The sequence below is a fragment of the Paenibacillus lactis genome (assembly GCF_017873605.1).
GTDB lineage: Bacteria > Bacillota > Bacilli > Paenibacillales > Paenibacillaceae > Paenibacillus_AQ > Paenibacillus_AQ lactis.
The window spans coordinates 1-20,787 of record NZ_JAGGKI010000005.1 but is presented as its reverse complement, the minus strand read 5'-3'; the positions used below and the strand labels follow the sequence as shown (position 1 = coordinate 20,787).

The window sequence follows — 20,787 nt, the reverse complement described above, 5'->3', positions numbered from 1 at the left end:
ACATGTTCGTTTCCTCCCTTCGGTATCCTGTAAGGAATGAATATAAATCAGGGCCGTTTCGAACGTTTACTAGTTAATCTAAACGGGGAAAATACGCAGCCAATGACAGGAGGGGCTATGATGCCATTTCCATTCGACTGTATTAGCGACTTCATGTTTTTTGAATCAGAGGTGGACCAATCCGATGTTATTTTAATACCAGGTGCCAGCCATCCTCAACTTATGGAAAGGGCTGCAATGTTATTTCATCAGGGCATCGCTCCATGTATCCTGCCTTCTGGCGGCTCCACGCCGCATGTCGAAACAACGGAATGGGAGTTTCTGAGAAATGTTGGAGTTTCACTAGGCGTTCCTCCAGAATCCATCCTGAAGGAAGATAAAGCAGCGAACACCTTTGAAAATGCGCGCTTGTCACTGGAAGTATTGCAGCAACATGGCATTCATCCCAGGAAGGTAGTACTGGTCTGTAAAAACTACCATGCTCGAAGAGCGCTTTTAACCTATCAATTTGTATTTCCAAGCGAGACGGTTTTTTATGTAAGTCCAGTGATCGACAAGACGGGGACTTCTAAAGACAACTGGCATCAAGATGAAGAAAAAATCAAATACGTAATGAACGAGCTTGAAAAAGTAGGGAAGTATTTCAGACCGGCTATATACCGACTGGGGTCGAGTAGAAGCAACAGTTAGAAGTTCAACGATCGGCAAACGGTCAAGGGGAAATGGATGCCCCGTTTCGAGAATCTAAGAAGAGCAAAAAGCCCGGTACATTGCCGGGCTTTTTGTGTTCGTATACTGATTACCTTTTTAAATAATCAACCATCCTCTGGTGCAATTCAAGCTCGGAGCATTGGAAGATCCGGTTAAAATCATGAGGATTACGGATCACTTCGTTTAACGTATCGATTCCATATTGCTCAATCACAAATTCCACGAACCTATAGGAGAACTGAAATCCTTTCATCGTTTCGAAGTCCCAGGTATCGTTATTCAATTCATTTGAACAAGTGGACGGTACTTTTCAAGATAGATTGATACGTATGCTCGGGTCCCGGGTTCAACGGAGATACGATTTTAAGAATATTCCCCTCATAAGTGTCCATAAACCAATTCGGCGCATCGGCTTCTCCTACTGCCCGATGGAAGGTTGGCAGATCGGGGTATATTTCAATGATTACTTTTCGCAATGGATCGTGATGGTATTTCGACGAGACTCGTTCAACATGGTTCCCGAGTTCAACGAACAAGTCATGATGCACCTTATTCAGACGCTGGTGCGTCCCCTCGCCGTCACCCTTATTGACAATGGAAATAAAATCTTGAATCGACATGATGGTGATGTCCCCCCATTCTTTCAGTTCTGTCCTTAGTTTTTCCAGAGAGCGGTACAATCTGTTCTTCACCGCGCTTTCACGCATGCCAACGATCTTGGCGACTTCAGGCAGCGTGCAGTCCACAAAAAAGCGTAATGCAATGCTTTCTTGGTCGAGCTCATTACATGCTTTAAACGCGGCTCCAATATCAATCCGATAATCAACATATTTCGTAAATTCAAGGGAGATCGATTGTGATTCGAAAGCCGTAAAATCGAATGGAGCTTCTTTTTTTCGCGACAGTCTCCGATATTCGTTTTTTAACGTATTCTGGGCAATCTTGAAGATCCATGTGAATACATTAGAGCCGGCTCTAAAGTTGTGAAAATTTTCGACAGCCTTCAAAAAGATCTGCTGCGTCAAATCATCCGCGGCCATGGGGTTCAATTTCACCGAAAAGTAGGTGCGGATTCTTTGACGATACAGCTTATACGTGCTTTCAAAGCTTGTAATGCTAGCCTGCTTATCCGGATAAACAGACTTGGTGTCCTGAGCTCCTGCCATTTTATAGAACCTCCTCTTGATTTACAATGAATTAGACACCGAAGAGAACCAAAAAGCCACGTACTTGCAAAAAAATATATGAATACATCGTTCCTATCCTTCATTGCCTGAATCATGACACGATCAGAAGATATGTCAAGATGGAAGGATGGTAAAACCAGTCGAACCAAGGTGATCGATCCAATCGGATGGGATGACGCTGGCCTAGGGATATGATACTCTAGTAAAAGGGGAGATCGATCTCGTACGAAACTGCTAGAAAGCGAGAAAATAATCCTCAAGCTAGAGTGAAGCCATCATGCTTTGTATAGGAGTACTAAGGAGCTATCGCAAATGACAGATTTATTGATGTACGAGCGGGAGTATTGGCCCCGTTATTTACATATTGCAGGTGTTGATGAGGTCGGGCGCGGCTGTTTGTTCGGAGATGTTGTCGCTGCTGCCGTTATTTTGCCGGAGGGTCTTGTGATTGAGGGGATCAATGATTCTAAGAAGCTGAGCGCGAAGAAGCGGGATGCCCTCTATGAACAGATCATGGACCAGGCGCTGGCCGTAGGCGTCGGGAGAGTGGATGCCGAGACGATCGATCGTATTAATATTAAGCAGGCCGCCCGGCTCGCGATGAAAATGGCCTTGGATCAGCTTGTTGTCACTCCCGAGTTCCTGCTTGTCGATGCCGAACGGGTCGATTGCGATATCCCGCAGCAGGCGATCATCAAGGGAGATGCGAACAGCCAGTCGATTGCGGCGGCTTCGATCATCGCCAAGGTGACCCGCGATCGGTTATGCGAAGGGGAATGGGAGGCACAGTACCCCGGATACGGGATTGCCGTACATAAAGGTTATGCCACGAAGACGCACCGGGAGCAGCTGCAGCTGCACGGACCTACGCCGATGCACCGAAGAAGCTTTCTGAAAAATATGGAGATCGAGCAATTATCGCTGTTCTAACTTTATCCCGCTAGCAGCCCGCCCTTGTCAAAAGGCGGGCTGCTGCCGATATAAATAGGAAAAGGAACGTTTGGAGGAAGCATCGTGAACATCGGATCGTTGATACGCGGGCTGCTGGGAGAGCAGAAGCCGGGAGACGTCAAGGCGCTGGAGCTGAAACCGGGTCAGGTCGTTCGCGGAGTTGTAATGAATGTATCGGATGACGGGCAGGAAGCCGTCGTACAAATTCAAGGGGTGCAGGTGAAGGCCAAGCTGGAGACTCCGCTGCGTGCCGGCGAAACGGCGCTGCTTCAGGTCCAGCCGCCGGGTGAAGGGGGAACCGCGGTTCTTAAACCGTTATCTCAAATGCCCGGCCAGCCGTTGTCGCCATCGTCAATGTCGGAGGTATTGGAATTCGCCGGACTCCCGGATACGAAAGAGAACCGGGAAATGATCCGCAGCATGCAGCAAGCGGGAGTCCCATTGACCAAGGAGCATATCGCTTCGTTTAAAGAAGCCATGATGGCTAAGCCTCCCCAAGTGCCCGCCGCGGAATGGGCGGAATCGGCGGCGATTGCGTTCCACCGTGGACTGCCGGTTACCGCGGAGAGTGTGAGAGGACTGCATCAGGCGGTGTTCGGCCCGCAGCTGCATCAGCTGCTGCAAAGCCTCGAAGGGCAGCTTGCGCATGCGCTGCAGGGGGGGACCGCAGCCGGAGGGGCGGCCGGAGCAGGAAGCGGCTTCCCGGCGGCTTCACCTGCAGCAATGCCAAGCCATACCCAAGGGCCGGAACCAGCGCCGAGCGCGCAAGCCGGGGCCGCCCAGGGCAGTGCAGCGGCGGGCAGCGGAGTGCCAGCCGGGCAAACGCAGGCTGCCGGCCCGCAGGCTCTGCTGACGAAGCTGCAGAGCCTGCTGCACCAGCTGCGCGGCGAGCTTGCGCAGCTGCCGGCTCACGCGGCGCAGCCCGCGGCCGCGCCGGCCGCAGGCCATGCCGCCGCGCCTGCGGCAACGGCGGCGCCGGGCGAAGGGGCCGCAGGCCCTTCGCCAAAGCCGCCCACCCCTGGCGCGGAGCCATGGGTGGGGCGGCTGTTGAAGCTGCTCGGTGCGGAGCACGAGCAGCAGGCCCTGCGCGGGGCAGGCAGCAGCCCCGCGGGAGAGGCGGCGCGCGCAGCGAGCGCCGCACAGCCCGGCGGGCAGCAGGCGGTAGCGCTGCCCGGAAGCGGCGGCCCGGCCGCAGGCGGGTCCGCCGGGGCGGCCGGCCCTGCCGCCGCCAATGCCGGCGGTGCACCGGCAGGCCCAGCGGGGCAAGCCGCCGCAGGCGCCGCGGCCGGGCAAGCCCCCGGCACCGGGGGGCTTGCTGCCGCTGCTCCAGGCGGGCAGGCACCTGCTGCTGCTGGCGCGGCAGCATCGCCCTCGGCAGCCCGGCCGGACAGCGGCGGCCTCGTCTTGGCTCCCGCAAGCCACCCGGCCGCATCGCAAGCCCCGGCGTCAGGCGTGAACGGTCAGGGGCCGGCCTCTAATAGGGTACAGGCATCTCCGCAGCTGCAGGCGCCCGCATCCGGGATCGCTCCAGCCGGAGCGGCCGGCGAATCGCCAGCGGCTCTGCAGGATTCGCTGAAAGGGGTGCTGCTGCAGGTGATCGCTAGTCCGGATGCCCCGCCTGCACTCAAAGAAGCGGCCCAACAAATCGTACAGCATTTGACGGGGCAGCAGCTTCTGCTGAATACGGACAGGACGGCTCCGTTTGCGCAAGTCACGATGTTCATTCCCCTGCACGGGCCGGGTGGCGAGCAGACCGCATCCGTCCATATCCAGTCGCGCAGGGGGCGCAAAGGAGAACTGGATGCAACCAACTGCCGGCTGCTGTTTGATCTGGATATGAAGCATCTGGGTCATACCTTGATCGATGTGCAGGTTGTTGACCGGATCGTCAGCTTGAGCTTCCGGAATAATCAGGAATGGACCGCAGAGCTGTTCCAGGCCATGAGGCAGGAGCTTGCCTCGGGCATCGCTTCGATCGGCTATCAGCTGCTGAGCGTCAAGACCGAGCCGATGCCGGAAGGACCGCAGCAGATCGGCGAACAGGCGGTGCAGGGCACCGCTGCGGATTATACGCCGCAGACCTATAAAGGGGTGGACATGCGGATATGAACGAGCAGCAAAATGGGCTTATCACGGCTAGAAAGAAAGCCGTCGCCCTTAAATATACGCCCGGAGAGAGCGATGCGCCGGTTGTCGTAGCCAAAGGACAGGGCAAGCTGGCAGAATCGATCCTTGAGAAGGCAAAAGAGCATGGCGTGCCGGTACAGGAAGACGCGGCGTTGGTTGAAATTTTGTCGAAGCTGGATTTGGATCAACAGATTCCGCCGGAGCTGTATCAGCTGGTGGCGGAAGTGCTGACCTATGTATATCGGGCGGATCGACAAGCCGGGGAAGGGGGAATGCCATAATGCCGCAGGCGGGAAAGGACAACCGAAGGCAAAAGGGAGCAGCCGCCGAGGAAGCCGCGGCTATCTGGCTGCAGGGAAAGGGCTATCGGGTGCTGGACCGGAACTGGCGATGCCGATTCGGCGAACTGGATATCGTTGCCGAATGGAAAGGTGCGCTTATCTTTATTGAAGTGCGCAGCCGAAGTGGAGCGCCGGGCTTTGGAATGCCGTCCGAGTCCGTGAATGCCCGTAAAATTGTGCAGGTTCGAAATACCGCACAGCAGTATGTCCATTCCAAAAGGCTGCATGACTCCCCGGTTCGTTTTGATGTCATTTCGATCCTGCTTCGTGACGATATGACGGTAGATGCGCTGGAGCATATTCCGGATGCGTTTTAAGGGACTGTGGCCGAACGAGATAATGAAAGAGAAGGTGGTGGGTGGGGAAACCCGATCACCTTTTTGGCTTGCTCAAATCTACGTACTGTATCCAACAGCCTTCAACCTCTGGAATGGATCAGCGTTTTCCTGGAGAAGCCTCGGAGAGCATGGAGAGCATAGGAATGATCCGATATGCGGCTCAGCCATTGCCCTTTTTTAGGGTGAAAGCTGCAAATGGAATGGACCTTTTTCATGCTCCCGCTATCGTTAATGTGAATCCAAAGCGACCTTTCACCTGCAATTTGACCTATTGTTTAGATGATTGGTCCTGTTATACTTAAAGCCGTAATCACAAAGTGGGTAAAAATGATAGGTTGTATAATTTGATTCCAAAAATGGGGATTGGAGTAAAAGTGGAAAAGAGGCGATTTCTATTAACCTTTGGCCGGAATTTGGATCACAGTAATATCGACTACTTGGTAAAGAGCCGATTATCCAAGTATAAGGGCGGGATCCAGAAGGATTATTTTAACCCCATTCTTCATAAGGGGGCCGACGTGATTCTCAACTACCAGATCGTCGATACGAACTTTGACCGAATCTCATCTAAATATTATTTGGATGACTATCATGTTACGGAAGCGCAGAAGAACGGGTTCCTGCTTACTTTGAAAAAGCTAAAGGGGACCCATGTCTGGTGCGATCCGAGAGTACAAGGCCATGCCTTTTGTGTAGTGGAGGGAATCGAGTACAGCTTTTATGTCTATCGATCACTGGAAGGACAAGAATACCGGTTTCCCCAATATTACAGTGATGATGAAAAAGCTGATCCTATTGTGCATCGTCAACTGCATAAAATGCCTGAAGAAGAACAATATTTACAGTTCCTTTCCGATTGGAGTCGAGAGGTCAAGGATGAAATAACGATCAGATGGATTAACAGACTGATTAGCATGAAGTAAATAATAAAAGAGTAAGGCCCTGCAAAACCTCCCGGTAGTGCAGGGGACTTTATTCCAAGCATGACTTCTTTGTCATGTTTACGGAGTTGAATCTTCACCGGCGGGGTCCACGACTCTAGATGAGCGGGATTTCGATCCTTGCTTGTTTGTTCAAAGCACTCGTCTCTGAGTCAAAATCCTATTCGAGCTCCATGTTCTTTTTCTTCGCAATCCCCTTCATTACTAATGCGCCGCATGAAGACGAAATCCTTTAATCATGATCCAAATGGGAAAAATGATTTCAAATATGGCCCCTGGAACGTACAGAACGGGTCCGATGTCTTGACCGATGATCGCCAGACAGCTGCTGACCAACAAGGCGGCATACCCGATGAAACCGATGACTGACAAAAACCGCGGCACCAGCTTTGATCGATAGAGGACATCACAAAGCAGCAAGCTGCCCAAGCTCAGTACGATCATGGCTATTTGAAAGAGCATAGAATGCGCTTCTAGCAATACATTGCCTATCGTTTCAAAGTAAGGATGCATGGCCGTACCTGCCGAAATGGAATGATGACTCAGTGCAATAAGTATAAGCGGCGCGACTGTACTTATGATCAGCAGCACAGACTCAACGATTCGGGATCCGAAGTATCCGAGCGCAAACGGTTCGTTATGCTTCTTTAAAATGGGGTACAGAAGCATGGCAATCCCCATAACCGCTATGGCGTTGATCAATTCCAACAACGAACCCATCACCACATTTATTCGGTCGGAATACAGATGTGTAAGAAAATCCGGGCGATGCAGCACAGGATCCAAAATTCCGCTCCCGATCATGTAAGCACACGTTGATACTAGAAACAAAGCCCCTGCAACCTTTGCCATTCTTTTCATGTTGATCTCCCCCTGGCTCATTTTATATGCAGTATAGCTCCAAGGGGAGTGGTGCCTGTAGACACTTTAGTGTGGTTCTCGGTGGTTCGGGAGCAGATTCAATTCAGCGGCTCGCGCGATCGCTTCCGTTCGTCTTTGCACCTGGAGTTTTTCAAAAATCCTGCGATTATGCCCTTTGACCGTGTCCAAGGCCAAAAAGAGTTTCTCGCCGATTTCCTTGTTTGAAAGCCCCTTTGCAATGAGCCCAAGCACTTCGAGCTCCCGCTGACTGAGCGGCTCAATGAGGCTGCTCGTCACTGCATTTTTGCGCATTCGTGCTAGCCCGCGCTGCGCTTCACGAAGAGCCGGAAGTGGCAAATCTCCGCCCAATCGCAGAGCCTCTTCGTAATATTCCGCCGCTGTGCGGGTTCGATGTTCAGCTTCCTCGATTTGCCCTAGTCCCGTGATGGCGATTACTGCCATCAGCTGATGCCCCATCATTCGGCTGTTCGATATGACTTCGTTATAGGCGTCACGAGCGTCGGAATAAACTCCGCGCCGCTGGCTGGCGACGCCCAGCATCCAAGCGGCTGCCGTCCGCACGGGAAGATTATCCGGTCGCAGATAAGAGAGTGCACGGCGTGCCTGAACAATTACTTGGTCGATTGGATGGTCGATTTCTTGATGTTCACTTACCCCGGCATCCCTTGCGGGTGCAATCAGCTCGACAAGATCATTCGTCTTATCGTCTGGCCGTGTAATTTGCATCGCCGTTTCGGCTTTCCTTAATTTGTTGACCGCATCGGAAGGGCTGCCGGCCAACACCAATGATGCCAATGTCGCTCGAGTGGCGGCAATCACTCCGATCAGATCCCTGACACGGACGTCTTCTTCAGCACCTGCCAAAGCCGCCTCTGCTGCAGCCAGCTTGTGCTCAACGCCTGTCAGCTTGCCCGTGATCAGCAACGCTGAACCATACATCACCCACAATGCAGGTCTGGCGTTCAATTCGGCAGCAGGCAATGACGCCAGCCAGTTCAAGGAAATGCTCGCAGCCCCGCGAAGATGCAGCGGCATTCCATTGCCTTCGAGCAGCAATGCGGCGCGATCCATGTCGTTGGATTCCACGGCGTGGCGGAATGCTTCGATTTCGTAGCCATTGTGTTCGTACCAGGCACTCGCTCGTCTATGCAATTCAGCAATATGGCTATCATAAAGACTTTCCTGCAGCCTTTTGCGGAGTAAATCGGCAAACAAATGATGATAGCGATACCATTGTCGTTCATGATCCAACGGCACGACGAACAGATTCTTAAGCTCAAGCTCCAATAATGTTTCATTACTGGAAACCGACTCCTCGAACATGACATCGTCACATAAAGACCCGCAGAGCCGCTCGAGGATGGATGTCCGCAGCAAAAAGGCTTGAACGGCCATCGGCTGCCGATCCAGGACTTCTTCTACCAGATAATCGAGGACGAAATGATGGCGGCCGTTAAAAGACGGAATGAGCCGAACGGCGTCACGATCTCCCTGGATGGAAAGCGCTGCCAGATGCAGACCGGCTATCCAGCCTTCGGTACGCGATTCCAATGAGGCTATTTGATCCCCGGATAATTCAAGGCTCATGCCATTGTTCAAAAAATCCTCGGATTCGGAGAACGTAAATCTTAAATCGGCTGCACGCAGCTCGTTCAATTGGTCCCGAACCCGAAATCGAGCCAGCGGGATGTTTGGGTCTTCGCGGGTGGTTATGACAAGATGCATTTGTGAGGGAAAATGGTTCAGCATGAAGAGCAAAGCAGCATCGACCGCTTCCGATTTCACTGCGTGATAATCGTCTAGAACAAGGATGAACGGAGATGAAATCGCAGAGATTTCATGAAGAAGAGCGGTCAGGATCCACTCGGTCGGCGGCGGTTGGGGAGTTTGAAGCACAGCAAGTATGCCTTCCCCTATATTCTCCTTAAGTGTCTGTAATGAAGTAATCCAACAGGTCAAAAAGCGTGTAAGTTCGCTGTCCCCTTCTTCGAGCGATATCCATGCAGCCGCCCGCCCGCAGCTGTTGAGCCATTCGCTGACTAACGTCGTTTTGCCATAGCCCGCGGGTGCAGAGATCAAGGTTAACTTGCGGTAACACCCCTTGCTGAGCCTCTCGGTCAATCGCCGCCGGAAAACCGCATGCGGCCGAGGCGTGGGGATATAAAATTTGGTTATATTAGGTGTACTCATAGCTTCATACTACTCCAAACGATTTTTACCATCAATGGGGTAAATCGTTTCGTGCAGAATCCTCAAGAAATAAGACAAGTGATCGGGAAACTGCGGGAGAATATTCGGACAACTCGGTCTCAGGTAGCTGAGGCGGTTGTCGGGGAAAGGTACGGGCACTTTTGTGAAGATGCAGTAGGGCTCGGCAAAGGTACGGACTCCGGTCAATCTCTAAGCAGGAATTAAATGATCAGCGATATGTTGGACGAAGTCATCGAGTCATCCTGAACAAGCTGAAGTCTATATTACCCGGGATGTCACTGGGATCGTGACAGGGTACACTGTTTGGAAAGTATCACGTGGGAGTTTCAAAGTCTGTTGTTTCGTGATATGAGGATGGTTGAGAAGACATAGAATGGTAAGGTTGACGGTAGCCGGCCTGAAGCGCGGATACTCAAGATGTAATAGCGGTTGTGTTTAACATGATAGGGAATAACTTCCTCAGGCAGATCACTGGTAATCGTGATCAACAAGTTGATCTGGAAAAGTGACTGAAATTAGCTAGCTAAACCTATATGTAAATATTGGAAGTGAAACTATTTTAATATACCAAAAATACCATTTAATATTCATTAAAGAACAATATAATAAAATAGAACTTTCATCATTTGTAAATAAATAGAATATATAGTAATTTTCTAGGTGGTGACAAACAATATATATAAGGAGATGGTTTATTTGAGTTTTTGGCGTAGTATCAAGAAAATAGCATCGGTTTTAGTTTTGGTAATGTTGTTAAATACAGCATTCGCTGCAATTACAGTATCTGCCCTCCCAACACATAATGAACTTCAGCAAATCCAAGATGAATTAAACCTAACTGAAAGCGAGATTCAAGAACTTCTATTATTCATCCAAGAGAACTCTACCAGTATAGAGGAAGCAATCGAGGCAGACGATAACTTAAGAGCGAAAATTGATCAATATAATGAATATAGCAGAGAATTTGCCATGATACTTGCATTTGCAGATATAGCAAGTAGCCAGACATCTACAATAAGTCATTTGTCAGACTCCAATATTCAGAGTGAAATTTCGCCAGCTGTTTGGCCCATTGTTTGGGCTGTTGTTTCTGCTATAATAAAAGCAGCAGTAAAGAAGAAGATGGGGAAAAAAATCGTTCAGCAAATAGGTAGACAATTTGATGAGGTAGTATGGCCGAAGATAGAACCAGGAATTAAAAGAGAGTACGAAATTAATGGTTATTCTAGAAACGTCGGGCCAGAATCTGCTACAGAAGCCAACGGGATTAGACAAGGTGAACATATAATCTCTTTATACGGAAAAAATAGTAAGGAATACTTGAGGCTAGATGTTTATACTTCCCAATCTAGAAATCATACTCGGTGGCATTATCATACTAAAGATGATTGGAAAGATCATAAGGGAAATGTTGACCTGTATCATAATTCACTTCCAAAATGGGGTTCGGAATAAAAGTGGAAAAGAGAAGATTTTTATTAACATTTGGTCGGAATTTAGACCATAGCAATATCGACTACTTGGTCCAGAGCCGACTGTTTAAGTATAGGGGGAGGATTCAGGAGGATTATTTCAATCCTGTTCTTAAAAGAGGCGCTGAGTTAATTCTGAACTACCAGATTATCGATACGAATTTTAATCGAGTGTCAATGAAGTATTATTTGGAAGATTTTCATTTAACGGAAGCGCAGAAGAATGGGTTTATGCTTTCCTTGCAAAAATTGAAGGGTACGCATGTCTGGTGTGATCCGAAAGTTCAAGGACATGCTTTTTGCGAAGTGAATGGGATTAAGTACAGTTTTCATGTTTATCAGTCACTTCAAGGACAAGAATTTCGCTTCCCGGAATATTACAATGACAGCACGGCTGATGCTACTATTCAGAGTCAACTGCATAAGTTGCCAGAGGAAGAACAATATTTACAGTTTCCTGCAGATATGAATCCAGAGGTACAAGACGAAATTACGATTAAATGGATAAAAAAGCTGATTAATATGCAATGAAAAAATAATTAAAAGAGTTAAGACCCTGCACTTTAACATTCGCAGGGTCTTACTATGTTCTTCAACTAACTAGGGAGATTGAGAATTCTCTCATAATATGACTAATCTTCGTTAATGGTATTGATATTGCTTCACTTTCCATATGTAGTTCAACTCACCCTAGATATTCGGAATATTTTTGGCAGCCCTTTGCGAGGGCGAAGGCCTGTTCAGAGGAGGGGATCTCCTTGCGAAGACCTGCCGGTGCGAGATTAAATCGTGATTAATTCAGGAGATAATCCGACCCATCAGTTTTTGATCGCAGTCCGAACTCGTTCCACGTTTCACAATGGAGGAGTCTGGAAGGCCGATAATGCTATAATAGAATACACTGTCAATAGGATCTCCTTGACTCGACAAGGATCAATTGGCACAAAGAGAGTGAAAAATGCCACACAAAAGGAAATTATCCTTAAGGGGGCATTTTTTCTTTACTTACTCTTTTTATACTTGGTATTATAAGCGATCACATATTGTTCTTCAGACTCTTCTACTGCAATCATATCCATATGGTTCTTATCTTTAATTTTGAATAGTCTAGTTCCTGCTTCATAGGAGTTGGAGCTTATTATATGATCATCATCATGATCCCTTACATCTGTAGAGGATACCTCAATCTCACCTATGTGATCGGCTATTTCATCCTTAGGAATTGTGTCATTGCTTGCAATGTATACCTCTTTTTTTATTTTAATCATGTTATTCGACGGGAAACTTCCAGCGGAAGAAGAGCATCCAACCAGAACTAATAAGAATAGGAATAACATGATTGACCATTTTCTCTTCATAATCCCTCCATAGATAAGCAAGATTCCAAGGCACATTCAGCCATGAGAGTTCTTTATGTATATGAGTTGAAGTATCGCCAACAGCTACTATGCTTTGAACCTATCAGATTTATAGAGGCTCCTCCGTAACGATGTACTGCCGATCCAGCTGGCGGTATTGAATGGCTTCGGCAACATGGCGGCTCTGGATGTCGGCGGAAGCCTCCAGATCCGCAATCGTCCGTGCCAGCTTCAATATCCGGTCATATGCCCGCATGCTGAGCCCCAGGGAATCGAGCGTTACTTGGAGAAGCTCCGCTGAAGCTTTATCGAGTGCAGCGTGGGTTCTTAAATAGCTGCCGAACAATTCGCTGTTCCAGCGGATCGGAAGGCGGCGGTATCGCTCCAGCTGAATGGTCTGGGCGGCATAAACCTGGTCGCGCATCGCCTTCGAGGACAGCGGCGGCGTGCTTCCCGGCCATTCTTTGGGCCTTGGCACGTCAACCTGCAGATCGATCCGGTCCATTAAGGGGCCGGATATCCGCGCGCGGTATTGGGCGATCCTCGCCACGCTGCAGGTGCATTGCTGTGCCGGATGGTCGCTGCCGTAATAGCCGCACGGACACGGATTCATCGAGCAAGCGAGCATAAAATGCGCGGGAAAGGTAAATACGGCCCGCGCCCGGCTGATCGTCACCTCCCGATCCTCGAGCGGCTGGCGGAGAACCTCCAGCACATGCCGGGAGAACTCGGGCAGCTCATCGAGGAACAGAATGCCTTTGTGGGCAAGACTGACCTCGCCGGGCTTTGGGATCGTTCCGCCTCCAATAAGCCCGGCGGCGGATATCGTATGATGGGGAGAGCGAAACGGTCGCTTCGTCATGAGGCCCTCAGTCTTCTTCAGCTTACCGGCAGCGCTGAAAATTTTCGTAGTCGTCAGGGCTTCCTCCTCCGCTAGCGGAGGAAGGATGGTTGGCAGACGCTTCATGAGCATCGTCTTTCCGGTGCCGGGCGGCCCGATCAGCATAATATTATGCATGCCTGCCGCCGCGATGGTGAGCGCCCGCTTGATATGCTGGTGGCCGAGCACATCCTTGTAATCCTCCAGCGGCTCCTCCCGGCTCCGGTCAGCCGCCTCGTTCGAGTGTTCTAAACGCCCGGTATACCGGAGCCGCGAGAGCGAAACGGCTGCGCTCGGGAGCTTCGAGGCGCCGGAAGGGTTTGACCGCATTGGCCCATCATCCCCGGCGAGCTCCTTCAAATGCGGCAAGCCGTACACCTCGATGCCGCCGATTAAGGAGGCTTCTTGCACGTTCTCCATCGGCAAGAGAACGCCGCGGAAGCCGTCCCGCTTCGCCTGCTCTACCATCGGCAGCACGCCGGTTATCGGCCGAAGCGCTCCGTCCAGCGCCAGCTCGCCGATGATTAAGAGCGAGGCGGCATCCTTGAACTCCAGCTGTTCACTAGTGATTAATATGCCGAGGGCGACGGCCAGGTCAAAGGAGGAGCCTTCTTTACGAAGATCAGCCGGAGCGAGATTAATCGTGATCCGCTTCAAAGGATATTCGAACCCGCAGTTTTTGATGGCGGCACGGACCCGTTCCACCGATTCACGGATGGAGGAATCCGGAAGTCCGATAATGCTGGTTTGCGGAAGTCCGTTGGCCAGATCGACTTCCACCTGAATAACGACGCCGTCGATGCCGTGCAGGCAGGCGCTGTGCAGCTTTCCATACATAAATAAGAAGCACCTCACTTTCGCGTATTAGGTAAATGACAATATGCGGTCATCATGCACACACGAAAAGGGTGCTTCCTCATTTTCGTCAATCGAGTATAGTCCGTATTGTAAAAGTTTACCTGGCACATGTCAATTCAGAAGCTCCTCGATGAAGGCGGATTGGTCTAAAGAATCCAGTCGTGAAGCGGGCTGCCGACGATGAGTTGACCGGATTTCAGATCATTGCCACTTTTTCAGAATCGCAGGTTCGGGCAGCAAGAGGAAAGAATGTAAGTAGCCAGAATAGAGAAGCAGCGGATAGAATCAAGCTCGTAAACGAACGCCCCAAGCTTCAAGCTGAAATGGTGGCGGGGGGCGAGCGTGGCAGATCATATGAAATGAAGGAGAGGGTTACATGAAATTCTGGAACCGGAAATGGGGGAGGGTCGCTCTCGCTGCGGTCCTGACCGGCGCATTGCTGAGCGGCTGCGCGAAAGGTGAAGCAGGAAAGGAGGGAAATGCAGGAGCGCTCGGGACGAAGGAGATTACGCTGGACATGATGACCTTCTCCCATACGAACTGGCCCTATAAAGAAAATTGGCCGATTTATCAATATTTGAAGGAAGCAACCGGCATCTCGTTTAAAGTTCAGCCTGTCATGAGCGATTATACAACGACGATGAATCTGGCGATTTCATCCGGAGAAATTCCCGATTTGATGATGGTCAACAGCCTGAACGCCGCGAACACCCATGGTGCCAGCGGAGCGTTCGTCGATTACTTCGAGCATTTGGACAAGATGCCGAATTACAAGAAGTTTCTCGAGGATCACCCGGAGGTCAAGGCAGCGATTCTGTCTCCGGAGGGAAAAAACTATTTTATGCCGCTGTATGGGCTCGAACAGCAGTCCAGGCGATCCTGGCTGTACCGGGATGATATTTTCAAAAAGCATAATTTGACCCCGCCTACGACTTATGACGAGCTCTATACGGTTGCCAAAAAACTGAAAGAGCTGTATCCGGACAGCTTCCCGATCGCCGTGTTCAACGGTTTAAGCCCACTGGTCAACATGGCGCCGGCGTTTAATACGAGCAGCAGCTATTATTACGATTACGAGAAGGAAGAATGGCGCTACGGACCGACGGAGGACAATTATCGGATCATGGTCGAGTACATGAACAAAGGGCTTGATCGCACCGGATTTCATGGCGCATAAGCGCAAGCAGTTTAACGATCTGCTTCTTCAGAATAAAGCGTTTATCGCAAGCGATTATATCGGCATTATGGATGAGCTGCCGCTCATGCTGGGCGACAAGGCATCCGAGTTCAGCCTCGATTACATGTTGCCGCCTGTCGGAACGCCGGACGGTAAATCCCACAACGTGTTTGCAGGACTCCAGACCGACGGGTTCGCCGTAGCGGCCAATTCGAAGGAGCGGGATACGCTGCTGCAGTATTTGGATTTCCTGTACTCGCCGGAAGGAATCGAGCTGGCTACCTGGGGGAAAGAAGGGGAAACCTACACGACCCAGAACGGCGTCCGTAAGTTTAAAGACGACTACAAAGAATTCGGCGACTTGCGTACGAAGACGGGCATTGCCACCATCGGCGCCCATACGGTGCTGGATATGAGCGCATTTGAATCGATGTATTCACCCAAAATGCAGGCAGCTATGAAAATCGCGCCGGAGCATGAAACGAAACCGCAGCCGAGGCTGGCCTATACCAATGAAGAGAATGAAGTGCTTAGCATGGTGGGAGAAACCGTCAAGAAGTACCATGAAGAGCAAATAGCAAAATTTATTTTGGGACAGAAAAAGATGGACGAATGGGACGCCTACGTGGCCGAGGTGAACCGGCTGGGCGTGCAGCAAGTGCTGGATGTGCACAAGAGCGCTTACGAGCGGACGCAAAAATTCGTGAATGAAGGAAAATAGCAAAACGCAAGGTTGGGATTAACTTGGGCAGCTTCCACTAGGCCGGCGTTCCGGCTGTGGTGTTTGTGGCCGCGGCCGGTGCCGGCCAGGTCCGTGGCAGCCATGCGCTTCCCATCCCAGCTTAGCTTGATCAAGCGTTACGAAGGAGGATTTCATGTTGCAAGCATCCCGCCGCCCGGGCTTTCTGCGCAAAGTGAAACGGGATAAATATTTGCTGTTATTGCTGCTCCCATGCGTTCTGTATTACGTCATTTTTAAATACGTTCCCATCTTCGGCGTCTCGATCGCCTTCATGGATTACAATTTGTTCAAGGGCATCACCGAGAGCGATTGGGTCGGCTTCAAGTATTTCAGTATGTTCTTTCATACCCCCGACTTTTGGCCCGTGCTGAGAAACACGTTCCTGCTTGGGTTCTATAAGCTGTTATTCGGGTTTCCTGCACCCATTATTTTGGCCCTGCTGATCAATGAGGTACGAAGATCCTTCATGAAGCGGTTCGTCCAGACCGTCAGCTATCTTCCGCATTTCATATCCAATGTGGTGGTGGCGGGTATCGCGGTCATGTTCCTGTCGCCTACCGGAGGGATGGTGAACCAGCTTCTGAGCGCCTTGGGTCTTGAACGCATTAATTTTCTGGTGGAGGCCTCCTGGTTCAGAACCATCTATGTAACGACGGACGTGTGGCAGCATATCGGCTGGGGGACCATTATTTATTTGGCGGCCTTGACGGCGATTGATCCGCAATTATACGAAGCCGCACGCATGGACGGGGCGAATCGCTGGAAGCAGACGCTGAACATAACGCTTCCCGGAATCGCACCGGCGATCGTCATCATTCTGATTCTGGATATCGGGAAAATTCTCGAGATCGGCTTTGAAAAAGTATATTTGCTTGCAACCCCGGCCACGTATGAAACCGCTGACATCATTTCCACCTATGTCTATCGCGTCGGTTTGACCCAAGGCAATTACAGTTACGCCACGGCAATTGATCTGTTTACCGGAATCATCAGCTTTATCTTCATCATTGCAGCCAACGGGTTCAGCCGAAGGGTCAGCGGCAGCAGCATCTGGTAGAGGGAGGAATGGAATGTGAAATGGAAGTGGAACTGGTTCGATGTCTTAAACGCATTGATATTGCTGGGCGTAGTAACCGCATGTCTGTATCCGTTCATTTATATGCTGGCCGTCTCGCTCAGCGATTCGGCAGCGATTGCGTCAGGCACCGTATGGCTGTGGCCAAAAGGCTTTAATTTGGATATGTACCGGTATGTATTTGAAGATGGAAGGGTACTGAAGGGTTACCAAAACACCTTCATCTATGTCGTGCTGGGAACCGCGATTTCCCTGATGGTAACCGCGCTCGGCGCATACTCATTGTCCAAGACCAAAATGGTTATGGGCAAGCCGATTCTTATGATGATCGTCTTCACGATGTTTTTTAACGGCGGAATGATCCCGACGTTTCTTGTGGTCAAAGAGCTCGGCTTTGTCAATACGGTGTGGGGCATGGTTCTGCCAGGGGCCGTCGGCACCTGGAACCTGCTGATCATGAGAACCTTCTTCATGGGAATGCCGCAAGAGCTGGAGGAGTCGGGCAAAATCGACGGCTTATCCGAGGTCGGTATTTTCTTCCGGATCGTGCTGCCGCTTTCCAAGCCGGTGCTGGCGACGATCGGATTGTATTACGCCGTCGGCATGTGGAATAATTTTATGGGCCCGCTGCTTTATCTGCGGGATGCCGATATGCAGCCGCTTCAGGTCATCTTGAGAAACATCGTGCTATCCGGGCAATTCACGGGAACCGACGGCCCGGTGGTCGGCGATATCGTCGTCGTGGAGGATGGTCTGAAATTTGCCACCATCATGGTGTCCACTGTGCCGATCCTGCTGGTATACCCGTTCATTCAGAAATATTTCGTAAAAGGAGCATTGATCGGCTCCGTTAAAGGTTAAACGGCCGGCACTGCCGCCTGCTAATTCCGGATCCAATGGGTTTTCCGGTAATCGCCGGGCGGCTGGCCGGTTAATTTTTTGAACATGCGGATAAAGGATGTGACATTACGATAGCCGATTTGCGCGCCAACTTCCTGGACCGGCATATTTGTCGTTACGAGAAGCTCCTTCGCTTTCCGGATGCGGATCGCATGTAGATGATCGCTGAAGTTGCTGCCGGTTTTTTCTTTAATATAGCCGGACAGATACGTCGGCGACATGTTGAGCTTATCCGCCAATAGCTCCAGTGATATTTCCTCGGAAATATGGTTTTCCATAAACTGGGCAATAAACTGAATGATATCGTAATTTTCTTCTCGCTTTCGTCGAATCGCTTCCGCTGCACGGGCAAGCTCGTTCAGCAGCGCCTGTTTGTAGTGTTCGGGAGTGACGCAATGCGCAAGCGGCCGATGATCGGATGGAAGCGGGCTTGATTCGATGTTCAGCAGCGCCATCGTTTTTCGGATACGACTGAGGACGGCAAGGGCGAAATGATGCAGCTGATCCGCCGTCGCGCCCCGGGAATGAAGCGAATCAAACGCCCGATCGATGAGCTGTTGGCAGCTGACTTCATTGCCTGCTTGCAGGTTTACGTAAAATTCATGCTCCTGCTCAGCTGTAAAGCCGGTCACGTCCTCCCGCGGCGCCTTTTCCCATATAATCTGGGTTTCTTCGACCGGCATCGCTTGAAGCAGCAGCGACATCGCTTCCGTGTAGGCCTGATCGAAATGGGAAGTATGCTGGAACACGGACGACACGGCAATCGTAACCAGGTAAGTGCCTTGGTCTTGATCGAATATCCGCTTCAAACCGTTCAGGCAGGCGAGCAGACGCTCCGACCTTTCCTGCGTGTATACGATTGACAAGATCTCTCTGCTGTCCATTTGAAGCGTATGGGATAACGGAAAGGCCTCCTGCACTTGAAGGCTGATAATGTCTTTGATTTTGCCGGTGGCCTTGGTCAGCATTTCATCGAGCAGTTCCGAGGGAGTATGCCTGTACCTTAGCTGGAACACAACGATCATAAAGGCACCCTCGCTTACCGGCAGCTCAGCTGCGGCGGCTGCGTCAATGTTGATGTTTTTGAAGCGAGCCATATAATGATAGCTTGTCAGCAGAGGCTTGATATGGTCCATCCATGCCTTGATCTGCTTGCGTTCATGATGCAATCCCTGCAGATGGCTTGCGATCGCGTTGAATTCGGAAATGGTGCCTTTATAAAGGTGCTGTTCGGTTTTGCCAAGGCCCGTGATCATCTGCTTTAAAGGCCGGTTAATGTTGCGGGTAAAGAACCAGGATGCCAGCGTTCCGATCAGCAGCGTCGTGGCAAACAGCAGCACCGCGATCCAATTCATGCGGCTGATGCTGCGGTTCAGCTCATTATGGGGAATGATGGATACATACGTAAGACCCGAGCGGTCCCCTTTTTCAAAAAAATAGTAATTCCCCTTGTCCTTAATCCATTCGGATGTTCCATTCCATGCAGGCAGCGGGGCATCCATAGAGGATGGGGCGGATTGAAACAATGGCGTTCCGTCCTGATCAAGCAGCAGAAAGCGGGAGCCGGACATGCCTTTATAGGATTCATACCAGCTGTTCATATTGACCAATGCGATAATTTCCCATCGGCTTCCAGGGACATGGCTGACCAGCGGGAGCAGTTCAACCTCGCTGCTCTTGGGCTCAATGGTAAAGCCGCTGCTCGGAAGGGCCTGCAGGAAAGCGTCTGACCTGTCTGCATCCTTTATCCAAAACTCGTACGGATACTGCTCACTGACGTAATAGTGCCTAAACATCCGGTCATCATCCACCATACCGTCGCTTTCCAGCAGAAAGGAGTGGCTTCGATAGTAGATCATCACGTTCTGCAAATGATAAAACGGCTGCGTCACAATCGTGCGGATTTGATCCATCACCAAGTCCACCTGCAGGTAATCGATCGCCTGTTTGCCGCCTTTGTCGGCTTGCCGGTTAATATTCCCCACGAATTCGTTGTGCTGAAGGCTAAGGAGCAGGCTCTTCCAAGTCGTATACTGTTTCTCGAAGCTGTCCACGGTATTCCGGATCAGCGTCAAATTGTATTTTACGATCTCGTTGTGGACATTCCGCGTATAAAACGTCATTGACCAGATGTTATAGGAGGAAAGCAGGATGATGACGATCAGAAAATAAATGAGCATTTTGAAAAATAAGGAATGGACCGAAAAACGGGAGGTCAACCACTGCATGCCGCAATCTCCTTTATGTTTGAATCCGCTTACCTTCTATGTACCGTCATCCATTGTACAGGATCAACCATTCGGGATAAAGAGTTTTGAGCGGCAAAAGCTGCTGCAAGCTCAGAGCAAGTCCCGAAAAGGGACTTGCTGGCGCCAAAAGCAGCGCCATGCCTGGAGCAAGTCCCCAAATGCTCTTCTGTCAAGAAAGTAGACACCTCTAAGCTAAGCTATACACTCGTAATAGCACTGCTCAAAACGCACCGGGGACATATACCCAATCGTACTGTTAGAACGTTTTCGGTTGTAAAAAAATTCAAGGTACCGGTACAGCTTCTGCCCGGCTTCCTCTTTTGTTTTAAACTTAGGTTTGCTGTAAATGAATTCTCGCTTTAGGATACTGTGAAACGCTTCAATACA

Annotated in this window: 19 protein-coding genes; 12 read left to right on the top strand and 7 right to left on the bottom strand. The window is 50.5% G+C overall.

The window, feature by feature from the left end; genetic code table 11:
• The first annotated feature begins 120 nt into the window (after nt 1-120).
• Nucleotides 121-690, top strand: coding sequence for a YdcF family protein (locus J2Z18_RS10970; protein WP_144879740.1), 570 nt, complete (start codon nt 121-123; stop codon nt 688-690).
• Between the two features lie 305 nt (nt 691-995).
• Here the strand turns inward: J2Z18_RS10970 and J2Z18_RS10965 are convergent, their stop codons facing one another.
• The gene (locus J2Z18_RS10965) at nt 996-1,877 is read right to left on the bottom strand and encodes an RNA polymerase sigma factor (protein WP_244869302.1); all 882 of its coding nucleotides are present in this window, start codon (nt 1,875-1,877) and stop codon (nt 996-998) included.
• A 303-nt stretch (nt 1,878-2,180) separates the two neighbouring features.
• On the opposite strand from J2Z18_RS10965, the gene rnhB reads away from it, so the two are divergent.
• The 5 genes from rnhB (at nt 2,181) to J2Z18_RS10940 (ending at nt 6,578) form a co-directional block, all read left to right on the top strand.
• Entirely contained in the window at nt 2,181-2,828 is a 648-nt protein-coding gene (gene rnhB, locus J2Z18_RS10960) for a ribonuclease HII (RefSeq protein ID WP_083832665.1), read from the top strand.
• A gap of 84 nt (nt 2,829-2,912) precedes the next feature.
• Nucleotides 2,913-4,958: a TP0910 N-terminal domain-containing protein gene (locus J2Z18_RS10955; protein WP_210094702.1), complete on the top strand. Its 2,046-nt coding sequence runs from the start codon at nt 2,913-2,915 to the stop codon at nt 4,956-4,958.
• Nucleotides 4,955-5,257 carry an EscU/YscU/HrcU family type III secretion system export apparatus switch protein gene (locus J2Z18_RS10950; protein WP_007132760.1) on the top strand — a complete coding sequence of 101 codons (303 nt, stop codon included), beginning with the start codon at nt 4,955-4,957 and terminating at the stop codon, nt 5,255-5,257. Before J2Z18_RS10955 ends, J2Z18_RS10950 begins: the two co-directional genes overlap by 4 nt.
• Entirely contained in the window at nt 5,257-5,634 is a 378-nt protein-coding gene (locus J2Z18_RS10945; RefSeq protein WP_007132761.1) for a YraN family protein, read from the top strand. The genes J2Z18_RS10950 and J2Z18_RS10945 overlap by 1 nt, the downstream gene beginning before the upstream one ends.
• Before the next feature lie 395 nt (nt 5,635-6,029).
• Nucleotides 6,030-6,578, top strand: coding sequence for a hypothetical protein (locus J2Z18_RS10940; protein ID WP_007132762.1), 549 nt, complete (start codon nt 6,030-6,032; stop codon nt 6,576-6,578).
• 222 nt (nt 6,579-6,800) lie between these two features.
• Here J2Z18_RS10940 and J2Z18_RS10935 read toward each other — a convergent pair whose 3' ends face one another.
• On the bottom strand, nt 6,801-7,457 hold the full coding sequence (locus tag J2Z18_RS10935; RefSeq protein ID WP_007132763.1) for a DUF4386 domain-containing protein: 657 nt from the start codon (nt 7,455-7,457) through the stop codon (nt 6,801-6,803).
• 66 nt (nt 7,458-7,523) lie between these two features.
• The gene (locus tag J2Z18_RS30390) at nt 7,524-9,668 is read right to left on the bottom strand and encodes a winged helix-turn-helix domain-containing protein (RefSeq protein WP_244869301.1); all 2,145 of its coding nucleotides are present in this window, start codon (nt 9,666-9,668) and stop codon (nt 7,524-7,526) included.
• A 717-nt stretch (nt 9,669-10,385) separates the two neighbouring features.
• Between J2Z18_RS30390 and J2Z18_RS10925 the strand changes: the two genes are divergently transcribed.
• Nucleotides 10,386-11,144 carry a YpjP family protein gene (locus J2Z18_RS10925; protein ID WP_210094701.1) on the top strand — a complete coding sequence of 253 codons (759 nt, stop codon included), beginning with the start codon at nt 10,386-10,388 and terminating at the stop codon, nt 11,142-11,144.
• Nucleotides 11,145-11,146: 2 nt separating this feature from the next.
• Complete coding sequence (locus J2Z18_RS10920; protein WP_007132767.1) at nt 11,147-11,692, top strand: hypothetical protein; 546 nt, start codon at nt 11,147-11,149, stop codon at nt 11,690-11,692.
• Nucleotides 11,693-12,162: 470 nt separating this feature from the next.
• Here J2Z18_RS10920 and J2Z18_RS10915 read toward each other — a convergent pair whose 3' ends face one another.
• Both J2Z18_RS10915 and J2Z18_RS10910 read right to left on the bottom strand, forming a co-directional pair.
• The gene (locus tag J2Z18_RS10915; RefSeq protein WP_007132768.1) at nt 12,163-12,519 is read right to left on the bottom strand and encodes a hypothetical protein; all 357 of its coding nucleotides are present in this window, start codon (nt 12,517-12,519) and stop codon (nt 12,163-12,165) included.
• A 109-nt stretch (nt 12,520-12,628) separates the two neighbouring features.
• Nucleotides 12,629-14,236 (bottom strand): YifB family Mg chelatase-like AAA ATPase, encoded by a 1,608-nt coding sequence (locus J2Z18_RS10910; protein ID WP_210094700.1) that lies wholly within the window; start codon nt 14,234-14,236, stop codon nt 12,629-12,631.
• 397 nt (nt 14,237-14,633) lie between these two features.
• On the opposite strand from J2Z18_RS10910, the gene J2Z18_RS30385 reads away from it, so the two are divergent.
• The 4 genes from J2Z18_RS30385 (at nt 14,634) to J2Z18_RS10895 (ending at nt 18,112) form a co-directional block, all read left to right on the top strand.
• Nucleotides 14,634-15,434: an extracellular solute-binding protein gene (locus tag J2Z18_RS30385; RefSeq protein WP_245255954.1), complete on the top strand. Its 801-nt coding sequence runs from the start codon at nt 14,634-14,636 to the stop codon at nt 15,432-15,434.
• The gene (locus tag J2Z18_RS30380) at nt 15,406-16,155 is read left to right on the top strand and encodes a type 2 periplasmic-binding domain-containing protein (protein WP_245255953.1); all 750 of its coding nucleotides are present in this window, start codon (nt 15,406-15,408) and stop codon (nt 16,153-16,155) included. The genes J2Z18_RS30385 and J2Z18_RS30380 overlap by 29 nt, the downstream gene beginning before the upstream one ends.
• A gap of 154 nt (nt 16,156-16,309) precedes the next feature.
• Nucleotides 16,310-17,233 carry an ABC transporter permease gene (locus J2Z18_RS10900; RefSeq protein WP_099479208.1) on the top strand — a complete coding sequence of 308 codons (924 nt, stop codon included), beginning with the start codon at nt 16,310-16,312 and terminating at the stop codon, nt 17,231-17,233.
• 15 nt (nt 17,234-17,248) lie between these two features.
• Entirely contained in the window at nt 17,249-18,112 is an 864-nt protein-coding gene (locus tag J2Z18_RS10895) for a carbohydrate ABC transporter permease (protein ID WP_099479209.1), read from the top strand.
• A 20-nt stretch (nt 18,113-18,132) separates the two neighbouring features.
• On the opposite strand, the gene J2Z18_RS10890 is transcribed toward J2Z18_RS10895, so the two are convergent.
• Both J2Z18_RS10890 and J2Z18_RS31015 read right to left on the bottom strand, forming a co-directional pair.
• A complete protein-coding gene (locus J2Z18_RS10890) occupies nt 18,133-20,379 on the bottom strand; it encodes a helix-turn-helix domain-containing protein (protein WP_210094699.1) in 2,247 nt (748 codons plus the stop codon).
• Between the two features lie 213 nt (nt 20,380-20,592).
• Nucleotides 20,593-20,784, bottom strand: a complete 192-nt coding sequence (locus J2Z18_RS31015; RefSeq protein WP_376773067.1) for an IS3 family transposase — start codon at nt 20,782-20,784, stop codon at nt 20,593-20,595.
• Between the last annotated feature and the right edge of the window lie 3 nt (nt 20,785-20,787).